The sequence below is a fragment of the Streptomyces sp. KR55 genome, assembly GCF_052245645.1.
GTDB classification, from domain to species: Bacteria; Actinomycetota; Actinomycetes; order Streptomycetales; family Streptomycetaceae; genus Streptomyces; species Streptomyces flavusporus.
Map to the genome: position 1 here is coordinate 1 of NZ_JBQQCE010000038.1, position 17,802 is coordinate 17,802.

Genomic DNA, 17,802 nt, shown 5'->3' on the forward strand with positions numbered 1-17,802 from the left:
GTGCCGGGTCGGCCGCCGAGGCGGCGCTGGCGGCGGCGCGGCAGCTGCACCGGGAGGACGCGGAGGCCAGTGCCCGGATGGCTGCGCACGGGCTGGCGCTGCTGGACGAGCTGCTGCCCGGCGGCGGTCACCGGATCCTCACGCACTGCAACACCGGGTCACTGGTGTCGGGCGGCTCGGGGACGGCGTTCGCGGTGGCGCTCGCCGCACACCGGCAGGGACAGCTCAGGCGGCTGTGGGTGGACGAAACGCGTCCTTTGCTGCAGGGGGCCCGTCTGACGGCGTACGAGGCGGCGCGCAGCGGCATGGCCTACACCCTGCTCACCGACAACGCGGCGGGTTCGTTGTTCGCGGCCGGGGAGGTGGACGCCGTGCTGATCGGGGCGGATCGCATCGCGGCCGACGGTTCGGTGGCGAACAAGGTCGGGAGCTATCCGCTCGCGGTGCTCGCGCGGTACCACCATGTGCCGTTCATCGTGGTGGCGCCGGTGACGACGGTGGATCCGGACACGCCGGACGGGGCGTCCATCGAGGTCGAGCAGCGGCCGGGATACGAGGTGACCGAGGTCGCGGCCCCCAACGTGCCGGTGACGGGAGCGGGCGGCGGGGTGCCGGTGGCGCCGCTGGGGACGCAGGCGTACAACCCGGCGTTCGACGTCACACCACCCGAGTTGGTGACAGCGATCGTGACCGAGGAAGGGGCCGTGTCGCCGGTGACCGCTGAGGCCCTGGCCGAGATGTGTGCCAGGTCGGGCCAGGCCGTGATCGGCTGACGAGCACCGTCCTTGTGGCCCCTGAGCGGGAGGTCGGGGCCGATTGCTGTGCGCACGAGGCGCGGCCCGGGATCCCCTGCTGAGATCAACGGCGACGGGCGAGGGCAGACAGTAGCGACCTCGTACGACTATCGTCACGGGCCAGTGACCTCCCTCACCAGCGGCCCGGTCACTGTTACGAGAATGGGATGATGTCGTTTATGAAGGGACGAGTCCTTGTCGTCGACGACGACACCGCACTGGCCGAGATGCTCGGCATTGTGCTGCGTGGTGAAGGTTTTGAGCCGTCTTTCGTAGCCGACGGCGACAAGGCGCTGGCCGCTTTCCGGGAGACCAAACCCGATCTGGTACTGCTCGACCTGATGTTGCCCGGCCGGGACGGCATCGAGGTATGTCGCCTGATCCGGGCGGAGTCCGGGGTGCCGATCGTGATGCTCACGGCCAAGAGCGACACCGTCGACGTGGTGGTGGGCCTGGAGTCGGGGGCCGACGACTACATCGTGAAGCCGTTCAAGCCGAAGGAGCTCGTCGCCCGGATCCGGGCACGGCTCAGGAGGTCCGAGGAGCCCGCTCCCGAGCAGCTCGCCATCGGTGACCTGGTCATCGACGTGGCCGGACACTCCGTGAAGCGGGACGGGCAGTCCATTGCGCTGACGCCGCTGGAGTTCGATCTGCTGGTCGCGCTGGCCCGTAAGCCGTGGCAGGTGTTCACGCGCGAGGTGCTCCTGGAGCAGGTGTGGGGCTACCGGCACGCGGCGGACACGCGGCTGGTCAACGTCCATGTGCAGCGGCTGCGTTCCAAGGTCGAGAAGGACCCGGAGCGGCCGGAGATCGTGGTGACCGTGCGTGGTGTCGGTTACAAGGCGGGGCCGAGCTGACATGTCCGGGGACAGTGCCGCTTCGGCGCCCGGCAGGTCCGGGGGCGGTGCGGGGCGGCCTGTCGGCCGGAAGGCGGCGGGTTCCCGCTGGGGGCGTTTTCTCGAGAGCGGGCTGCTGCAGGGCGGGGTCCAGGGCAGCCCGGTCCTGCGTCTGTTCATGCGCTGGGTGCGTCGGCCGTTGCTGCCCGTCATGCGGTTGTGGCGGCGCAACATCCAGCTCAAGGTCGTCGTCACGACGCTGCTGATGTCGCTGGGTGTCGTCCTGCTGCTCGGCTTCGTCGTCATCGGGCAGGTGCGCAATGGACTGCTGGACGCCAAGGTGAAGGCGTCGCAGAGCCAGGCCACGGGCGGATTCGCGGTGGCCAAGCAGAAGGCCGACGAGGCGGCGAGCGGAACCGGTGACGGGGCGGCCCAGGTCGACGGCCGGCCCTCCCAGAACGTGATCCAGTGGATGAGTGATCTCGTCTCCTCGCTCTCCAGCGGTGGGCAGGGCGCCTTCGACGTGGTGACGCTTCCGGCCGGGGACGACAGCGGCGGTGGGCGTGGCCCGCGTGCCTCCGGCGGTGTGGATCCCAATGAGAGCGTGCCGGAGGCCCTGCGCGCGCGGGTCACCAGCAGTACGGCGGCCGCCCAGAGCTACACCCGCATCGTCTACAGCGGTGAGAAGGAATCCCAGCCGGCGCTGGTCATCGGCAAGGAGGTCGACGACCCGAACGGCGACCCGTACCAGCTCTACTACCTCTTCCCGCTCACGCAGGAGGAGAAGTCGCTGAGCCTGGTCAAGGGGACGCTCGCGACGGCCGGCGTCTTCGTCGTCGTACTCCTCGGGGCGATCGCCTGGCTCGTGGTGCGCCAGGTCGTCACGCCGGTGCGGATGGCGGCCGGTATCGCCGAGCGGCTGTCCGCGGGGCGGCTGCAGGAACGGATGAAGGTCACTGGCGAGGACGACATCGCACGTCTCGGCGAGGCCTTCAACAAGATGGCGCAGAACCTGCAGCTGAAGATCCAGCAGCTGGAGGACCTGTCGCGGATGCAGCGGCGGTTCGTGTCGGACGTGTCCCATGAGCTGCGGACGCCGCTGACGACAGTGCGGATGGCCGCCGATGTCATTCACGAGGCGCGGGAGGACTTCGACCCGGTAACCGCGCGGTCGGCGGAGCTGCTCGCCGACCAGCTGGACCGGTTCGAGTCGCTGCTGTCGGATCTGCTGGAGATCAGCCGCTTCGACGCGGGCGCGGCGGCGTTGGAGGCCGAGGCGATCGACCTCAGGGAGGTCGTACGGCGGGTCGTCAGCGGTGCCGAGCCGCTCGCCGAGCGCAAGGGCACGCGGATCCGGATCGTGGGCGATCAGCAGCCCGTCGTCGCCGAGGCCGACGCCCGGCGAGTGGAGCGGGTGCTGCGCAACCTCGTGGTGAATGCCGTGGAGCACGGCGAGGGAAAGGACGTCGTCGTCAAGCTCGCCGCGGCCGGCGGGGCGGTTGCGGTCGCGGTGCGCGACTACGGCGTCGGGCTCAAGCCCGGCGAGGCGACCCGGGTCTTCAACCGCTTCTGGCGTGCCGACCCGGCACGCGCGCGTACGACGGGTGGTACGGGCCTGGGTCTGTCGATCGCCCTGGAGGATGCGCGGCTGCACGGCGGCTGGCTGCAGGCATGGGTGAGCCGGGCGGTGGATCGCAGTTCCGGCTGACGCTGCCGCGGACCGCGGACGAACCGCTGCGGGGCTCGCCGATACCGCTGGAGCCCAAGGACTCGCGCCGAAATCGTGGACTCAATGATGCGGGTCTGCCGTGCGGCGGCGGGGCGAAGACCGCCACGGTGCCCGCACAGACGACGGGCAGCGGACCGCTGCCGCCGCGGGATCCGATCACGCCCAGGCTGGCCGCCGTTGCCCCCACGGCCGATCCGACGGCGCTGCCCGGCAACGGCGCGCGGGTGGTGCCGCGGCCCGCGGGGGGAGCACGACGGCAGGACGACCAGCCCGCCGTGGAGGCGGCACGCAGCGCGGCCCTGAACCGTTCGACGGAGGTAGGGCCGGACGAGGCGAACGATCAAGGGGAGGCATTTCGTGGGCGCTGACCGCGAGGGGGGCGCCCGGCGGATGTCGGCGCGCGCGGTGGCGTACGTCGCCTGTGGTGCCGTACTTCTGACGGGGTGTGCCTCGATGCCGGACAACGGGGACCTGCGGGGCGTCGAGTCGACCCCGCGCCAGGACACCCAGGTGCGGGTGTTCGCCATGCCGCCCCGGGAGGACGCCCTGCCCTCCGAGATCGTGCAGGGCTTCCTCGAGGCGCTGACCAGTGACGATCCGCACTATGCGACGGCGAAGCAGTATCTGACCGCGCAGGCGGCGAAGACCTGGCGGCCGGAGCTGTCCACGATGGTGCTCGCGGACGGGCCTGCCACCGAGGCCGGTCCTGCGGGAGGCCGGGAGGACGGCGACAACGTCTCCTTCACACTCACCGGCACCAAGGTCGCTCTGGTGGACGCGGAGCAGTCGTATACGCCGGCCGAGGGTGCCTACAGCAGGCAGGTGTACCTCACGCGCGACAAGAAGAACGGACAGTGGCGCATCGACGGGCTGCCGCCAGGTGTCGTCATGGGGCAGTCGGACTTTCAGCGCAACTACATGTCCGTCAACAAGTACTACTTCGCCTCGAACTCAGCGGTCGGGGCGGCCTCGCAGCCGGCCGCCGTCGCCGATCCCGTGTACGTGCGCCGGCGCGTGGACCCGATGACGCACATGGTGCGCTCGCTCCTCAACGGACCCACGGCCTGGCTGGGGCCCGTGGTCCGGTCGAGCTTCCCGACCGGTACGGCCCTGGAGAAGGGCGCCGGCTCGCTGACGCCCGACGACCAGAACAAGCTGACGGTGCCTCTGAACGGGAAGGCCACCCGCGTGGGGCTGGCCAAGTGCAACGAGATGGCAGCCCAGTTGCTGTTCACGCTGCAGAGCCTCACGCCCGCGGTGGACGAGGTCGAAGTGCAGGCCGGCGGAGCGCAGTTGTGCATGCTCGACGAGGACGGGGCAGCGGCCGTCGCCGCGCGCGGTTCGGCCGAGCGTACCGAGTACCTGTACTTCATCGACGGTGAGCACCGCCTGGTACGGATTCCGGGCGGCAGCAGGAGCTCGAACGCCGAACCGGTGCCGGGCGAACTGGGCGAGGGCGCACAGGCGTTGCGGTCGGTGGCGGTGTCGCGCGACGAGGACACCGCGGCCGGGGTCGCCATCGACGGCAAGGAGCTGTACGTCGGCTCGCTCGTGTCGGGCGGTTCGCTCGGGGAGCCGGTGGTGCGCAGTGCGGGCAGGACGGAGGAGGACCGGCTGACCGCGCCCAGTTGGGACGCGCGGGGCGACCTGTGGGTGGCCGACCGCAACCCCGAGAAGTCGCGGTTGCTCATGCTCCAGGAAGGCAAGGGCGAGCCGGTGGAGGTGGAAGTCCCGGGGCTGGACGGGCGGATCAAGTCCGTGCGGGTGGCGGCCGACGGGGTGCGGATCGCGCTGGTCGTGGAGAACGACGGCAAGCAGTCCCTGCTGGTCGGGAGGATCGAGCGGGCGGCGAAGGACGAGACGCGCGAGAAGGGCGGCGAACAGCCCGGGGTCTCTGTTTTCGAACTGCGGCCTGCTGCACCGGCGTTGGAGGAGGTCACCACCATGTCGTGGGCCGGTGACGGCCGGCTCGTGGTGGTCGGACGCGAGGAGGGCGGCGTGCAGCAGATGCAGTACGTCCAGGTCGACGGCTCCACGCCGGAGGGACCGGCGCCCGACGCTCTGACCGGAGTGAAGGCGATCGCCGCCGCCGAGGACGACCGGCTGCCGCTGGTGGCGTACTCGGAGGACGGGATCGTACGGCTGCCGGACGGGGCGCAGTGGCAGACGGTCGTCAAGGACGGCTCTGCACCGGTTTATCCGGGGTGACTCCTGTCCGGGTGAGGCTTTGCCACGGCGCTGAGCCGGCGTCAGGGGTGATGGATCGGCGCCCGGCGCGGTGCGGTTGTTGCGCCGTGTCGGTGATGGCGCCGGTCAGGGTTGTGTTGTGACGCGTTGAAGGGCGGCCGTCTTCGTCGAGGAGAGACTCGGCGGAGACGGCCGTTTCTGCTGGTGGTGGGGTGACGGGGAGTTATCCACAGGCAGTTGTCCACAGGGGTGGCCGCTCGGCGCGGGCGTTGGCACAGTGGTGGGCATGCGGGGGTGGTGGCAGGACCTCAGCGACCTGGTGCTGCCGGCCGAGTGCGGAGGCTGCGGAAGGCCTCACACGGTGCTCTGCCCGGAGTGCCGTGCCGCCCTGAGTGGGGCCGTACCGCGCCGGGTGCGACCGGCGCCGGAGCCGCCCGGGCTGCCGGTGGTGTACGCGGCCGCGCGGTACGCGGACGAGGTACGGGCGGTGTTGCTGGCCCACAAGGAGCGGGGCGCGCTGACCCTCGCCGGGCCGCTCGGCGTCGCTCTGGCCGGGGCGGTGCGGACGGGGCTTCGGGACGCGCGGGAGGGCCGGACGGCGGTGGGCGGTGCGGCGTCGGGGCGTGCGGGGGTTGCGGTGGGCTCGGCCGGGATGCGGCCCGGTGCTGTCGATGGGACGGTGTTGCTCGTTCCCGTGCCGTCCGGCCGTGGAGCCGTGCGGAAGCGAGGGCATGATCCGGCGCGCCGGATCGCGCTCGCGGCGGCTGCCGAGCTGCGGCAAACGGGGACACCCACACGGGTGCTCGCCGTACTGCGGCAACGGCGGGCCGTCGCTGACCAGTCCGAGCTCACCTCCCGGCAGCGGCTGGAGAACCTCGCCGGTGCTCTCCAGGTGGCGGCCGGTGGTGCAGGGCTGCTGGGCGGCGGTCCGGTGGTGCTGGTGGACGACTTGATGACCACCGGGTCCTCCCTCGCGGAGGCTGCGCGTGCCGTGCGGGCGGCGGTGGCGGACGGGGCGGTCGCTCACGGAAGTGCGGCGTCCGTGGTACGCGCAGATGCGGAGACGGCCGTGTACGGGAGAGGCAATCGGGAAAGGACAGGAGAACGGATGACGGGATCAATGGACGGGAGTACGGGCCGGGGCCGTGTCGTCCCGGGAATGGCGGGGCCGACCGGTGCCGGCGAGGTGATCTGCGCGGCTGTGGTCGCGGCAACGCCGGATTCTTTCGAAATGAACCGGAACTGACTGCGATCTTGCATCGTTGCAGGTAGTGAGAGGGTGTATTCACCTGAACGGAGGTACGCGGCAGTAGAGGGTGACGACATCCGTCCGGGCGAGATATGTTCGGTTGTGAGGGAAAGCCGCAGGCCACACCTCGCAAATCTGAATGCCGTGCCGCGGTATTCCGCAATCATCCGGGCCGGCTGGGTGGAGATCTTGCCCATGGGGGAGGAGGAGGTGGACGTCACCGAGTCCAAGGTTCCGGGGTTCCCCGGGACCGGGTGCACAAGGGAGATGCTCCGCCACTGAAGCGGAGCGATCCGGGAACGGAGTTCTGCGTGGACATCGTCGTCAAGGGCCGCAAGACCGAGGTGCCCGAGCGGTTCCGCAAGCACGTGGCCGAGAAGCTGAAGCTGGACAAGATCCAGAAGCTCGATGGCAAGGTGATCAGCCTCGACGTCGAGGTGTCCAAGGAGCCCAACCCCCGACAGGCGGACCGCAGCGACCGAGTGGAGATCACGCTCCGCTCCCGCGGTCCGGTGATCCGGGCGGAGGCAGCGGCCAGCGATCCGTACGCGGCACTCGACATGGCGGCAGAGAAGCTGGAAGCCCGGCTGCGCAGGCAGCACGACAAGCGTCACACGCGTCGGGGCGTGCGCCGGCTCACGGCAGCCGAGGTCCCCGACCACGTTCCGGGCGTGGCCACGCTCAACGGCAACGGCGGCGCCTTCCAGGCGGAGGAGCCGGGCGGGGTGCCCACCAAGAAGATCGGCTCGCTGGAGGTGCAGGGTGAAGGCCCCCTGGTGGTCCGCGAGAAGACTCACGTCGCCGCCCCCATGACCCTTGACCAGGCTCTCTACGAGATGGAGCTGGTGGGGCACGACTTCTATCTGTTCGTCGACTCCGAGACCAAGGCACCCAGCGTCGTCTACCGGCGGCATGCGTACGACTACGGCGTGATCCACCTCGAAACGGACACGATGGTCACCCAGGCGCCCGCTCCTGAAGCTGGCGGCCCGCTGGGCGGCTGACCATAAACCGGACGACAGCTGATCCGGTGCCCCTGGAGTGCGGGTGCGCCCCCAGGGGCACCGGTGCGCGACCACTTCGTCCGCCGCTCGGTCACCGGAGTGTCGTCCGGGCATGAAATCATGGCGGCAACGGCCCAACCGGTGGGCCGTTGCCTTGGGTTGGCGATGGCACAGGACCACGGGCCACAGCCTTCAGGGGGAGGAACGATGGCGGACAGCTTCGGACCAATGCAGGACGGGGACGCCGACGACGGTGTCGTCGGCATGGGCCCGGACGCGGGCTCTCCACGCAAGGAGCCGATCCGGGTTCTGGTCGTGGACGACCATGCCCTGTTCCGCCGCGGCCTGGAGATTGTGCTCGCGGCCGAGGAGGACATCCAGGTCGTCGGGGAGGCGGGTGACGGGGCCGAGGCGGTGGAGAAAGCCGCCGACCTGCTGCCCGACATCGTCCTGATGGACGTACGGATGCCGAAGCGGGGCGGAATCGAGGCGTGCACCTCCATCAAGGAGGTGGCACCCAGCGCCAAGATCATCATGCTGACGATCAGCGACGAGGAAGCGGATCTCTACGACGCCATCAAGGCGGGCGCGACGGGTTATCTCCTCAAGGAGATCTCCACCGACGAGGTGGCCACGGCCATTCGCGCGGTGGCCGACGGACAGTCGCAGATCAGCCCCTCCATGGCGTCGAAACTGCTCACCGAGTTCAAATCGATGATCCAGCGGACGGACGAACGCCGACTGGTGCCCGCGCCGCGGCTCACCGACCGGGAGCTGGAAGTGCTCAAGCTCGTCGCCACGGGCATGAACAACCGGGACATCGCCAAGGAACTGTTCATCTCCGAGAACACCGTGAAGAACCATGTGCGCAACATCCTGGAGAAGCTGCAGCTGCACTCCAGGATGGAAGCGGTGGTGTACGCGATGCGGGAGAAGATTCTCGAAATCCGGTGACCGGGCCGGGCTTCAGGCCAGGGCGCGGGCGAGTTCCGCGGTGAGAGGGGCGTGCAGTTCCGGGGCGTCCACCCGTTCCACGCGTACGTTTGTGCAGTCCACCCAGCTCGCCGCCTCGATCAGGGCCTGGGCCACCGCCGGAACAGCCTTCGGGCCGTCCAGCGTGACCTGCTTGGCCACCAGGGTGTGGCCCTCGCGGGCGGGGTCCACACGGCCGACGAGACGGCCGCCGGCCAGCACCGGCATCGCGAAGTAGCCGTACACCCGCTTCTGCTTGGGGACGTAGGCCTCCAGACGGTGGGTGAAGCCGAAGATCCGCTCCGTGCGTGCCCGTTCCCAGATCAGCGAATCGAAGGGGGACAGGAGTGTGGTGCGGTGGCGGCCGCGTGGGGGTGCCTCCAGGGCCGCCGGGTCCGCCCAGGCAGGCTTTCCCCAGCCCTCGACCGTGACCGGCACCAGGCCCGAATCGGCGATCACCGCGTCGACCTGCTCGCCCTTGAGGCGGTGGTAGTCGGCGATGTCCGCGCGGGTGCCGACACCGAGAGACTGGCCGGCGAGGCGGACCAGGCGGCGCAGGCATTCGGTGTCGTCGAACTCGTCGTGCAGCAGGGCGTCGGGGACCGCGCGTTCGGCGAGGTCGTAGATCCGCTTCCAGCCGCGGCGCTCCACACAGACCACCTCGCCGTACATCAGGGCCCGTTCGACGGCGACCTTGGCGCCGGACCAGTCCCACCACTCGCTGGTGCGCTTCGCGCCGCCCAGCTGCGTGGCCGTGAGGGGGCCCTCCGCGCGGAGTTGCTTGATGACCTGGTCGTAGGCACCGTCCGGGAGTTCGTGGTTCCAGTGGGGGCGGTTGCGGTAGGCGCGGCGGCGGAAGGCGAAGTGGGGCCACTCCTCGATGGGGAGGATGCAGGCGGCGTGGGACCAGTATTCGAAGGCGTGGGGTTGTGCCGAAGGCGCGCCGGTGGATGCAGTCGTCCAGTAGGCGTTCTCGACGGTTCTGCGGCCCACGGCGCCGAGGCGGGCGTACGGGATGAGCTCGTGGGAGCGGGCGAGGACGGAGATGGTGTCGAGTTGGACTGCGCCGAGGTGGCGGAGTATGCCGCGGACGCCGGCCTTGCGGTTGGGGGTGCCGAGGAGGCCCTGGGCGCGCAGGGCGATGCGGCGGGCTTCGTCTGCGGTGAGGTCCGTGGGGCGCGGGGTCGTCATGCCGTCGAACGATAGGCGGTGGGTCTGACAATGCGGGGTGAGCTGGGGATTCGTGAACCGGGGCCCTGTGCGGCTGAGCGAGGGGTGCGCAGCCCGGCGCGACGGGGTGCCGCCCGCGCCCACCCGTGCCGCCCATGGGGGGTCTCCCCCCGGGCCTTCAAGGCACTGGGGGAGGCACGAATGCTCGCGGCCTTACCGGCGGGGTGGCAGATAGGGCGCCGTCGACGGCAACCCCAGGTCCGATGGCAGGAGGGAACCCACCCAGCAGTCCCGTCGTACCCCGTTGTTGTTGAGCGCGGCGCGCAGCGTGCCCTCGATGGTGAAGCCGGTGCGTTCGGCGACCGCGCGGGAGGCGGTGTTGCCCACTTCGGCGCGCCATTCCAGGCGGTCGATCGACTGGTGGGTGAAGGCCCAGCGGGCGGCGGCGAGGGTGGCCTCGGTCATGTAGCCGTTGCCGCGGTGGCGTTCGGTCGCCCAGAAGCCGAGCTCGCCCACGCCGAGGGAACGCATGGTGATGCCGAGCATGCCTGCCAGTTCCCCCTGGCTGAGGAAGACGCCGAAGGTGAACATCGAGCCGGTCGCCCAGCCGTCGGGGACCAGGTGCTCCGTGAAGCTCTGGGCATGTTCATGGAGGTAGGGCGACGGGATCGTGGTCCAGCGCTGGATGACGGGATCCTGACAGGCGGCGAAGACGGCGTCCGTGTCGTCCTGGCCGACCGTGCGCAGGAGGAGGCGGGCGGTGGGGATGGTGACGGGCTCCATCGGCCGATTCTGCTCGGGAGGGCGTGACGATGCCATGCATTTCGCTGCGTGTGACCACGTGATCACGATTCGCGCAATTCGGGGGAGGGTCGCGGCACTATCCGGGACTCCCGGCCGTTGTTCCATGTGAAGACAGAATTGAAGGCAGGTCTGACGTCGGATACGACGTCGATGTGCAGCAGCGGACTGTCGTCGCCCGGCAGGCCTCCCGGCGCGGCCGGGTCCTCGCATACGATGGCCGTTGCTCAGTACGTCGAAGGAAAACCGACCGTCCCAGGCCCGACCGGCAAGGAGACCAAGCCCCGTGTCCGTCCTCTCGAAGATCATGCGTGCAGGCGAAGGCAAGATCCTGCGCAAGCTGCACCGTATCGCGGACCAGGTCAACTCCATCGAAGAGGACTTCGTCGACCTCTCCGACGCCGAGCTGCGGGCCCTCACCGATGAGTACAAGCAGCGCTACGCCGACGGTGAGAGCCTGGACGACCTGCTGCCTGAGGCCTTCGCCACTGTGCGCGAGGCCGCCAAGCGCGTCCTCGGCCAGCGGCACTACGACGTGCAGATGATGGGCGGCGCCGCCCTCCACCTCGGCTACGTCGCCGAGATGAAGACCGGTGAGGGCAAGACCCTCGTGGGCACGCTGCCCGCGTATCTGAACGCCCTGTCCGGTGACGGCGTCCACCTCATCACGGTCAACGACTACCTGGCCGAGCGCGACTCCGAGATGATGGGCCGCGTCCACAAGTTCCTGGGCCTGAGCGTCGGCTGCATCCTGGCCAACATGACGCCGGCCCAGCGCCGCGAGCAGTACGCGTGCGACATCACCTACGGCACGAACAACGAGTTCGGCTTCGACTATCTGCGCGACAACATGGCGTGGTCGAAGGAGGAGCTCGTCCAGCGCGGGCACAACTTCGCCATCGTCGACGAAGTCGACTCCATCCTCATCGACGAGGCCCGTACACCGCTGATCATCTCGGGCCCGGCCGACCAGGCCACCAAGTGGTACGGCGACTTCGCCAAGCTCGTCACCCGTCTCAAGCGCGGTGAGGCCGGCCAGCCGCTCAAGGGCATCGAGGAGACCGGCGACTACGACGTCGACGAGAAGAAGCGCACGGTCGCCATCCACGAGGCCGGTGTCAGCAAGGTCGAGGACTGGCTGGGCATCGACAACCTCTACGAGTCGGTGAACACGCCGCTGGTGGGCTACCTGAACAACGCCATCAAGGCCAAGGAGCTCTTCAAGAAGGACAAGGACTACGTCGTCATCGACGGCGAGGTCATGATCGTCGACGAGCACACCGGCCGTATCCTCGCCGGCCGCCGCTACAACGAGGGCATGCACCAGGCGATCGAGGCGAAGGAAGGGGTGCCGATCAAGGACGAGAACCAGACGCTCGCCACGATCACCCTGCAGAACTTCTTCCGCCTCTACAACAAGCTCTCTGGCATGACCGGTACGGCGATGACCGAGGCTGCCGAGTTCCACCAGATCTACAAGCTCGGTGTGGTGCCGATCCCGACCAACAAGCCGATGATCCGCAAGGACCAGTCGGACCTGATCTACCGCACCGAGGTCGCGAAGTTCGACGCGGTCGTCGACGACATCGCCGAGAAGCACGAGAAGGGCCAGCCGATCCTGGTCGGCACCACCTCGGTCGAGAAGTCCGAGTACCTCTCGCAGCAGCTCAGCAAGCGCGGCATCCAGCACGAGGTGCTCAACGCCAAGCAGCACGACCGTGAGGCGCAGATCGTCGCCCAGGCCGGCCGCAAGGGCGCCGTGACCGTGGCGACGAACATGGCCGGCCGTGGTACGGACATCAAGCTCGGCGGCAACCCCGACGACCTCGCGGAGGCCGAGCTGCGCCAGCGTGGCATCGACCCCGAGGAGCACATCGAGGAGTGGGCCGCCGCGCTTCCCACCGCCCTGGAGCGGGCCGAGAAGGCGGTGCAGGCGGAGTTCGAGGAGGTCAAGAGCCTTGGCGGCCTCTACGTGCTGGGCACCGAGCGGCACGAGTCGCGCCGTATCGACAACCAGCTGCGCGGTCGTTCCGGCCGTCAGGGCGACCCCGGCGAGTCCCGCTTCTACCTCTCCCTCGGCGATGACCTGATGCGGCTGTTCAAGGCGCAGATGGTCGAGCGCGTGATGGCGATGGCGAACGTCCCGGACGACGTGCCGATCGAGAACAAGATGGTCACGCGCGCGATCGCGTCCGCCCAGTCGCAGGTCGAACAGCAGAACTTCGAGACCCGTAAGAACGTCCTGAAGTACGACGAGGTCCTCAACCGGCAGCGTGAGGTCATCTACGGCGAGCGGCGCCGCGTCCTGGAGGGCGAGGACCTGCACGAGCAGGTGCAGCACTTCATGGACGACACGATCGACGCCTACGTCGCCGCGGAGACTGCCGAGGGCTTCGCCGAGGAGTGGGACCTGGACCGGCTGTGGGGCGCCTTCAAGCAGCTCTACCCGGTGAAGGTCACCATCGAGGAGCTGGAGGAGGCGGCCGGCGACCGGGCCGGGCTCACCGCCGACTTCATCGCCGAGTCCGTCAAGGACGACATCCACGAGCAGTACGAGGCCCGTGAGGCGCAGCTCGGCTCCGAGATCATGCGTGAGCTGGAGCGCCGGGTCGTGCTGTCGGTCCTGGACCGCAAGTGGCGCGAGCACCTCTACGAGATGGACTACCTCCAGGAGGGCATCGGTCTGCGCGCGATGGCGCAGAAGGACCCGCTGGTCGAGTACCAGCGCGAGGGCTTCGACATGTTCACTGCCATGATGGAGGGCATCAAGGAGGAGTCCGTCGGCTACCTGTTCAACCTGGAGGTCCAGGTCGAGCAGCAGGTCGAGGAGGTGCCCGTCGAGGACGCCAAGCCGACCCTGGAGAAGCAGGACGCGGTGCCCGCGCAGGCGGGTGCGCGCCCCGAGATCCGCGCCAAGGGCCTGGAGGCCCCGCAGCGGCGGAACCTGCACTTCACCGCTCCGACCGTGGACGGCGAGGGCGGCACCATCGAGGGCGACTTCAGCGAGGAGGAGCCGGTGCGGTCCGCGGCCGACGGCCTCACGCGCGCGGAGCGTCGCAAGCAGGCCAAGGGCGGGCGGCGCCGCAAGAAGTGACGGCGCCTGAGGCGTCGTAGCGGGGAAGGGCCGGGTCACCTGAGGGTGCCCGGCCCTTCGGCGTGAGTGGGTTACGTGAGTGGGTCAGTCGCCGACGGCGGTGCGCGTGCGGGGGCCGCCCAGTTCCACGGCCGTGCAGCGCCAGCGGTGGTCTCGGCCCAGTTCCAGGCGGAACGCCATGGCACGCAGGCGGTCGCCCGCGCCGATGCGGGCGAAGGCCTCGATGGCGCCCGGGCGGGGTTCGTAGTAGCCGACGTCGCGGACGACGGGGCGCGGGCCGCGGGTGCGCAGGGGGCCGCGTTCAGCGAGGCGGGCCAGCTCGTCGTAGGCGGGGCCGGCAGTGTGCCGGAGCATGGCGTGGACAGGGCGTTGCCCACTCAGGACGAGCAACAGACGGTCGGCGAAGAGGTCGGTGGGGCGGGGCTGCGGGACGACCGGCCTTCGGGTGTGTGAGGCGCTGCGGGGTGGGGCGGGGGCTTGGGGCGTGGAAGGGGTGCGGAGGGGCCGTGGGGCGGCAGGGCTCGGGGCGGGGGCGGTGAGGGGGCGTTGGGTGGCTGGGGGCGTGGTGGGTGTGGTGGCTGGACGTGCGGCCGCTGGGGGCGTGGTGAAGGTGCTGGCGGATCGTGCAGCCCCAGGAGTCGGAGTAGAGGTGGTGGCGGGGCGTGTGGCCGCTGGGCTTGTGCGGGAGGGGCCCGCGCCTGGGGTGCGGGGTGGGTTGCTGCCCCCGGGGCGGCGGGAGTCACGGCGGGTTGGGGGACGGGTGCCGGGGTGGTGCTGTGGCGTCCTGGTCATGACCTTGTTCATGGGGGTCCCCGTTCGGTGGGCCCGGCGCGCGGTGCGTACCGGGCAGTAACTTGCTGTTGGGGATCTTGTACGGGCCCTGGTCGAGGGCGGGCAAACAAGTGGGAGCGGGGACGCGGGTGGCCGGAATGTTCACCTATCCGGGTGAGGAGCGGGGGCAGGAGCCCGTGGGGAACGGGGTGCACCGGGTGACTTTCCGGCGTCGAGTGGACGCCCTGCGGGGCGTGGGCAGGGACTCGAAAGGGGACCCCGCACGTATCCTGAAGGCCTTCACCGGGGCCTGGTGGAGGCCCTCCGACCACGAAAGCGGCCAACCATGCGCGTCTACGTCCCCCTGACCCTCTCCGGTCTCGCCGAGGCGTACAAGACGGGCGAGGTCGGCGCGGGGCCGCTCGTCGCCTACGCCGTCACGCCGGCCTTGCGTGAGTGGTACCTCTCCGACGACATCGAGGAGTTGGAGTACGCGGCGCTGAGCCGGGCCGCGCTGGCCTCGCTGCGGCTGCTCGCCGTGGACCCGGGGGCACCCCGGCGGCGGGTGGTGGTCGCCATCGACGTCCCCGACGGACAGGCGGCCGCCGACCCAGGACGGGGGCCCGACCCGGCCGCGCTCGGCGAGGTGCGGATCGCCGGCGCCGTACCGCTGGCCAAGGCGGCCTCGGTGCATGTCGACTCGGGTGAGGCGGAGCCGGATGTCGCCGCAGCCGCCGAGGCGCTTCAGGCGGCGGACGGCGGGGACGACGACGCGCAGTTCGTCGTGGACGGGGCCGAGGACCACGAGTTGCTGTGGTACGCGACGCAGGAGATCCCCAACCTGGTCGGCTCGCAGGACTGACGCTCACCGTGGCGCGACTGCTCACGGCCGCTTGATGCCCGGCTGACCTGGGGATCTCTTGATTGTCAGTGGTGGCGGGTAACGTTTTGGGGCATGGGGAAGCACGGAGCTGAGCACATTGTCTGGGACTGGAACGGCACGCTGTTCCACGACAATGACGCGATCATCGGGGCGACGAACGCGGCGTTCGCCGAGCTGGGGCTGGAACCGATCACGATGGAGCAGTACCGGGCGCTGTACTGCGTGCCGGTGCCGAAGTTCTATGAGCGGCTGCTGGGGCGGCTGCCCACCGATGCCGAGTGGGAGGTCATGGATGCGACCTTCCACCGGTACTACGCGGAGCACCGGGTTCGGTGCGGGCTGACCGAGGGGGCGATCGAGCTGCTGGCGGAGTGGCAGTCGGCGGGGCGCAGCCAGTCGATCCTCAGCATGTACGTCCATGACGAACTCGTCCCGCTGGTACGGGGGTTCGGGATCGAGACGCACTTCATACGCGTCGACGGGCGGACCGGGCCCTCCGGGGGCAGCAAGGCCGAGCACATGGTGCGGCACCTCGCGGCGCTCGCCGGGGTGGAGCCCGGTCGGACCGTGGTGATCGGCGATGCCGCGGATGACGCGGTGGCCGCGCGGCACGTGGGAGCGCGGGCCGTGCTCTACACCGGGGGCTCGCACAGCCGGGCCAGCCTGGAGGAAGCGGGCGTGCCGGTGGTGGACTCGCTCGGGGAGGCGGTCGCGATGGCGGAGGAGCTGGCGGCCTGAGGGGTGCGGGCGTTGGGGCTGGGCGGGGGTGGGTTGCGCAGCCCGGTGTTGATGGGGTGTTCCCCAGGGGGGACCCCAGCGCCCACCCTCCCCGCTCTCGGCTTCACTCGAGCGGGGGGACCCCCATCGCCCTGGGGTCCCCCAGGCCCTTAAGGCACTGGGGGAGGCACGCCTGCCCGCAGCTCGGCGGCGTGGCGCCGGGGCATTGCTGGCGTGCGGGGCTCAGGTTGCCGGGGCCTTGGCGCGCAGCACCTTGAGGAACTCGCGCATCCAGGCGGAGTGGTCCGGCCAGGCGCGCGAGGAGACCAGGGTGCCGTCGATCACTGCCTCGGCGTCCTGGAAGGTGGCGCCGGCGGCCTGCATGTCGAGTTCCAGCGCGGGGTACGCCGTGACGCGGCGGCCGCGGAGGCCGTCGATCGCGGCGGTGAGCAGGGGGCCGTGGCAGATCTGGGCGACGGGTTTGTCGGCGTCGAAGAAGGACTTGAGGATCTTGCGGAGTTCGGGGTCGTTGCGGAGGTACTCCGGGGCACGGCCGCCGGGGATGACCACGGCGGCGTACTGGCCGGGGTCGACCTCCGAGAAGGCGAGATCGGCGGGCCAGGTGTAGCCGGGCTTTTCGGTGTAGGTGTCGAAGCCGGGTTCGAAGTCGTGGACGACGAATTGCAGTTTCTTGCGGGTGGGGGCTGCGATGTGGACGTCGTAGCCCTCTTCGCGGAGGCGTTGGTAGGGGTAGAGGACTTCGAGGGACTCTGCTGCGTCGCCGGTGACGATGAGGATCTTGGTGGTCATGGCGGTGGGCTGCCCTTCGTGGGTGGCTTCCGGCTGCGTGGGGCGTTCAGGGGCAAGGTGCCTCCGGGGCGGGGGGTTGCCAAGGGTACGCGCCGGTTTCCGGGCGGGGTGGGGTTGCGGGGCGCGCACAGTCCGGCGCTGCGGCGACCGTCCGCTACGGCAGTGGTCGGCGTTGGTGCCAGTGGGGTGGTTCGCGCAGCCCGGCGCTGCGGGGTGCCGCTGCGCCCACCCTCCCCCACTCTCGGCTTCGCTCGAGCGGGGGGACCCCCATCGCCCCAGCGGCACGACTGCCCGCAGCTGCGGCGGATTCAAGCAGCCGCTGCCGGGTGGGTTGCCGTCCCGGCGGCACGACTGCCCGCAGCTGGGTGCGTTTGTCCCTGTGCAGACTGTCAAAGTTCCGCCCCCGGTTTTGTACACATACGGCTCATGACGGACCCCCGGTAATGAGCGATAGCCTTGTGGCGTGATCAGCGCGATAGTTCGCGGGGGCCTTGGTGTCCCTGCTCTGCGCCCGGAGAGCACGGACGACATCCGTGTCCGGGCGGTGGTCGCTGGTCCTCGCGGGCGGGTCGGGGCCCCGAAGGGCTCCACGGTGACGCGCACACTGCGGGCGCAGACGTTGTGGAGAGCAGCGTCACATGCCCCGGTCGCGTTGGAAATGGCTGGTAACCCCCCGCTCATCTCACCTTGCGGCATAGCGTCGGAACGGACCGGACACCCCGCGTCACGGCGTCGCGTCGGAAGGGCAGAGACCGTACTTCCTTCTACGTCACGCAACGGCGCGC

The 17,802-nt window shown here is 70.0% G+C and carries 13 protein-coding genes and 1 pseudogene; 10 read left to right on the plus strand and 4 right to left on the minus strand.

What is annotated here, in order from left to right; all coding sequences use genetic code 11:
• The 7 genes and pseudogenes from ACTWQJ_RS08320 to ACTWQJ_RS08350 all read left to right on the plus strand — a co-directional run.
• The coding region (locus ACTWQJ_RS08320; RefSeq protein ID WP_443305980.1) for an S-methyl-5-thioribose-1-phosphate isomerase at window positions 1–773 on the plus strand (773 nt) is incomplete at its 5' end.
• A 188-nt stretch (window positions 774–961) separates the two neighbouring features.
• Window positions 962–1,651, plus strand: a complete 690-nt coding sequence (gene mtrA, locus ACTWQJ_RS08325; protein ID WP_015659998.1) for a two-component system response regulator MtrA — start codon at window positions 962–964, stop codon at window positions 1,649–1,651.
• Window position 1,652: 1 nt separating this feature from the next.
• Window positions 1,653–3,727: pseudogene (gene mtrB, locus ACTWQJ_RS08330) on the plus strand (MtrAB system histidine kinase MtrB).
• Entirely contained in the window at window positions 3,717–5,567 is a 1,851-nt protein-coding gene (locus tag ACTWQJ_RS08335) for an LpqB family beta-propeller domain-containing protein (RefSeq protein ID WP_443305981.1), read from the plus strand. The pseudogene mtrB and the gene ACTWQJ_RS08335 overlap by 11 nt, the downstream one beginning before the upstream one ends.
• A gap of 265 nt (window positions 5,568–5,832) precedes the next feature.
• Window positions 5,833–6,792 (plus strand): ComF family protein, encoded by a 960-nt coding sequence (locus ACTWQJ_RS08340; protein ID WP_443305982.1) that lies wholly within the window; start codon window positions 5,833–5,835, stop codon window positions 6,790–6,792.
• Between the two features lie 314 nt (window positions 6,793–7,106).
• Window positions 7,107–7,799, plus strand: a complete 693-nt coding sequence (gene hpf / locus ACTWQJ_RS08345) for a ribosome hibernation-promoting factor, HPF/YfiA family (RefSeq protein WP_374328515.1) — start codon at window positions 7,107–7,109, stop codon at window positions 7,797–7,799.
• Window positions 7,800–8,006: 207 nt separating this feature from the next.
• Entirely contained in the window at window positions 8,007–8,753 is a 747-nt protein-coding gene (locus ACTWQJ_RS08350; RefSeq protein ID WP_443305983.1) for a response regulator, read from the plus strand.
• Between the two features lie 12 nt (window positions 8,754–8,765).
• Here ACTWQJ_RS08350 and ACTWQJ_RS08355 read toward each other — a convergent pair whose 3' ends face one another.
• A complete protein-coding gene (locus ACTWQJ_RS08355; RefSeq protein ID WP_443305984.1) occupies window positions 8,766–9,962 on the minus strand; it encodes a winged helix-turn-helix domain-containing protein in 1,197 nt (398 codons plus the stop codon).
• A gap of 192 nt (window positions 9,963–10,154) precedes the next feature.
• The gene (locus tag ACTWQJ_RS08360) at window positions 10,155–10,724 is read right to left on the minus strand and encodes a GNAT family N-acetyltransferase (RefSeq protein ID WP_443305985.1); all 570 of its coding nucleotides are present in this window, start codon (window positions 10,722–10,724) and stop codon (window positions 10,155–10,157) included.
• Window positions 10,725–11,028: 304 nt separating this feature from the next.
• Here ACTWQJ_RS08360 and secA point away from each other — a divergent pair, with 304 nt between their 5' ends.
• Window positions 11,029–13,836: a preprotein translocase subunit SecA gene (gene secA, locus ACTWQJ_RS08365; RefSeq protein WP_443305986.1), complete on the plus strand. Its 2,808-nt coding sequence runs from the start codon at window positions 11,029–11,031 to the stop codon at window positions 13,834–13,836.
• Between the two features lie 84 nt (window positions 13,837–13,920).
• On the opposite strand, the gene ACTWQJ_RS08370 is transcribed toward secA, so the two are convergent.
• The gene (locus ACTWQJ_RS08370) at window positions 13,921–14,640 is read right to left on the minus strand and encodes an Rv3235 family protein (protein ID WP_443305987.1); all 720 of its coding nucleotides are present in this window, start codon (window positions 14,638–14,640) and stop codon (window positions 13,921–13,923) included.
• 313 nt (window positions 14,641–14,953) lie between these two features.
• Here ACTWQJ_RS08370 and ACTWQJ_RS08375 point away from each other — a divergent pair, with 313 nt between their 5' ends.
• Window positions 14,954–15,469: a DUF6912 family protein gene (locus ACTWQJ_RS08375; protein ID WP_443305988.1), complete on the plus strand. Its 516-nt coding sequence runs from the start codon at window positions 14,954–14,956 to the stop codon at window positions 15,467–15,469.
• Window positions 15,470–15,562: 93 nt separating this feature from the next.
• Entirely contained in the window at window positions 15,563–16,228 is a 666-nt protein-coding gene (locus ACTWQJ_RS08380; RefSeq protein WP_443305989.1) for an HAD family hydrolase, read from the plus strand.
• A gap of 222 nt (window positions 16,229–16,450) precedes the next feature.
• On the opposite strand, the gene ACTWQJ_RS08385 is transcribed toward ACTWQJ_RS08380, so the two are convergent.
• Complete coding sequence (locus tag ACTWQJ_RS08385; RefSeq protein ID WP_129799805.1) at window positions 16,451–17,017, minus strand: DJ-1/PfpI family protein; 567 nt, start codon at window positions 17,015–17,017, stop codon at window positions 16,451–16,453.
• Between the last annotated feature and the right edge of the window lie 785 nt (window positions 17,018–17,802).

What these genes read in the sequence shown, in the direction of transcription:
- ACTWQJ_RS08350 (WP_443305983.1), top strand. Translation starts at nt 8,007, where the DNA reads ATGGCGGACAGCTTCGGACCAATGCAGGACGGGGACGCCGACGACGGT.
- ACTWQJ_RS08375 (WP_443305988.1), top strand. Translation starts at nt 14,954, where the DNA reads ATGCGCGTCTACGTCCCCCTGACCCTCTCCGGTCTCGCCGAGGCGTAC.
- ACTWQJ_RS08360 (WP_443305985.1), bottom strand. Translation starts at nt 10,724, where the DNA reads ATGGAGCCCGTCACCATCCCCACCGCCCGCCTCCTCCTGCGCACGGTC.
- mtrA (WP_015659998.1), top strand. Translation starts at nt 962, where the DNA reads ATGATGTCGTTTATGAAGGGACGAGTCCTTGTCGTCGACGACGACACC.
- ACTWQJ_RS08385 (WP_129799805.1), bottom strand. Translation starts at nt 17,017, where the DNA reads ATGACCACCAAGATCCTCATCGTCACCGGCGACGCAGCAGAGTCCCTC.
- ACTWQJ_RS08340 (WP_443305982.1), top strand. Translation starts at nt 5,833, where the DNA reads ATGCGGGGGTGGTGGCAGGACCTCAGCGACCTGGTGCTGCCGGCCGAG.
- ACTWQJ_RS08370 (WP_443305987.1), bottom strand. Translation starts at nt 14,640, where the DNA reads ATGAACAAGGTCATGACCAGGACGCCACAGCACCACCCCGGCACCCGT.
- ACTWQJ_RS08355 (WP_443305984.1), bottom strand. Translation starts at nt 9,962, where the DNA reads ATGACGACCCCGCGCCCCACGGACCTCACCGCAGACGAAGCCCGCCGC.
- ACTWQJ_RS08380 (WP_443305989.1), top strand. Translation starts at nt 15,563, where the DNA reads ATGGGGAAGCACGGAGCTGAGCACATTGTCTGGGACTGGAACGGCACG.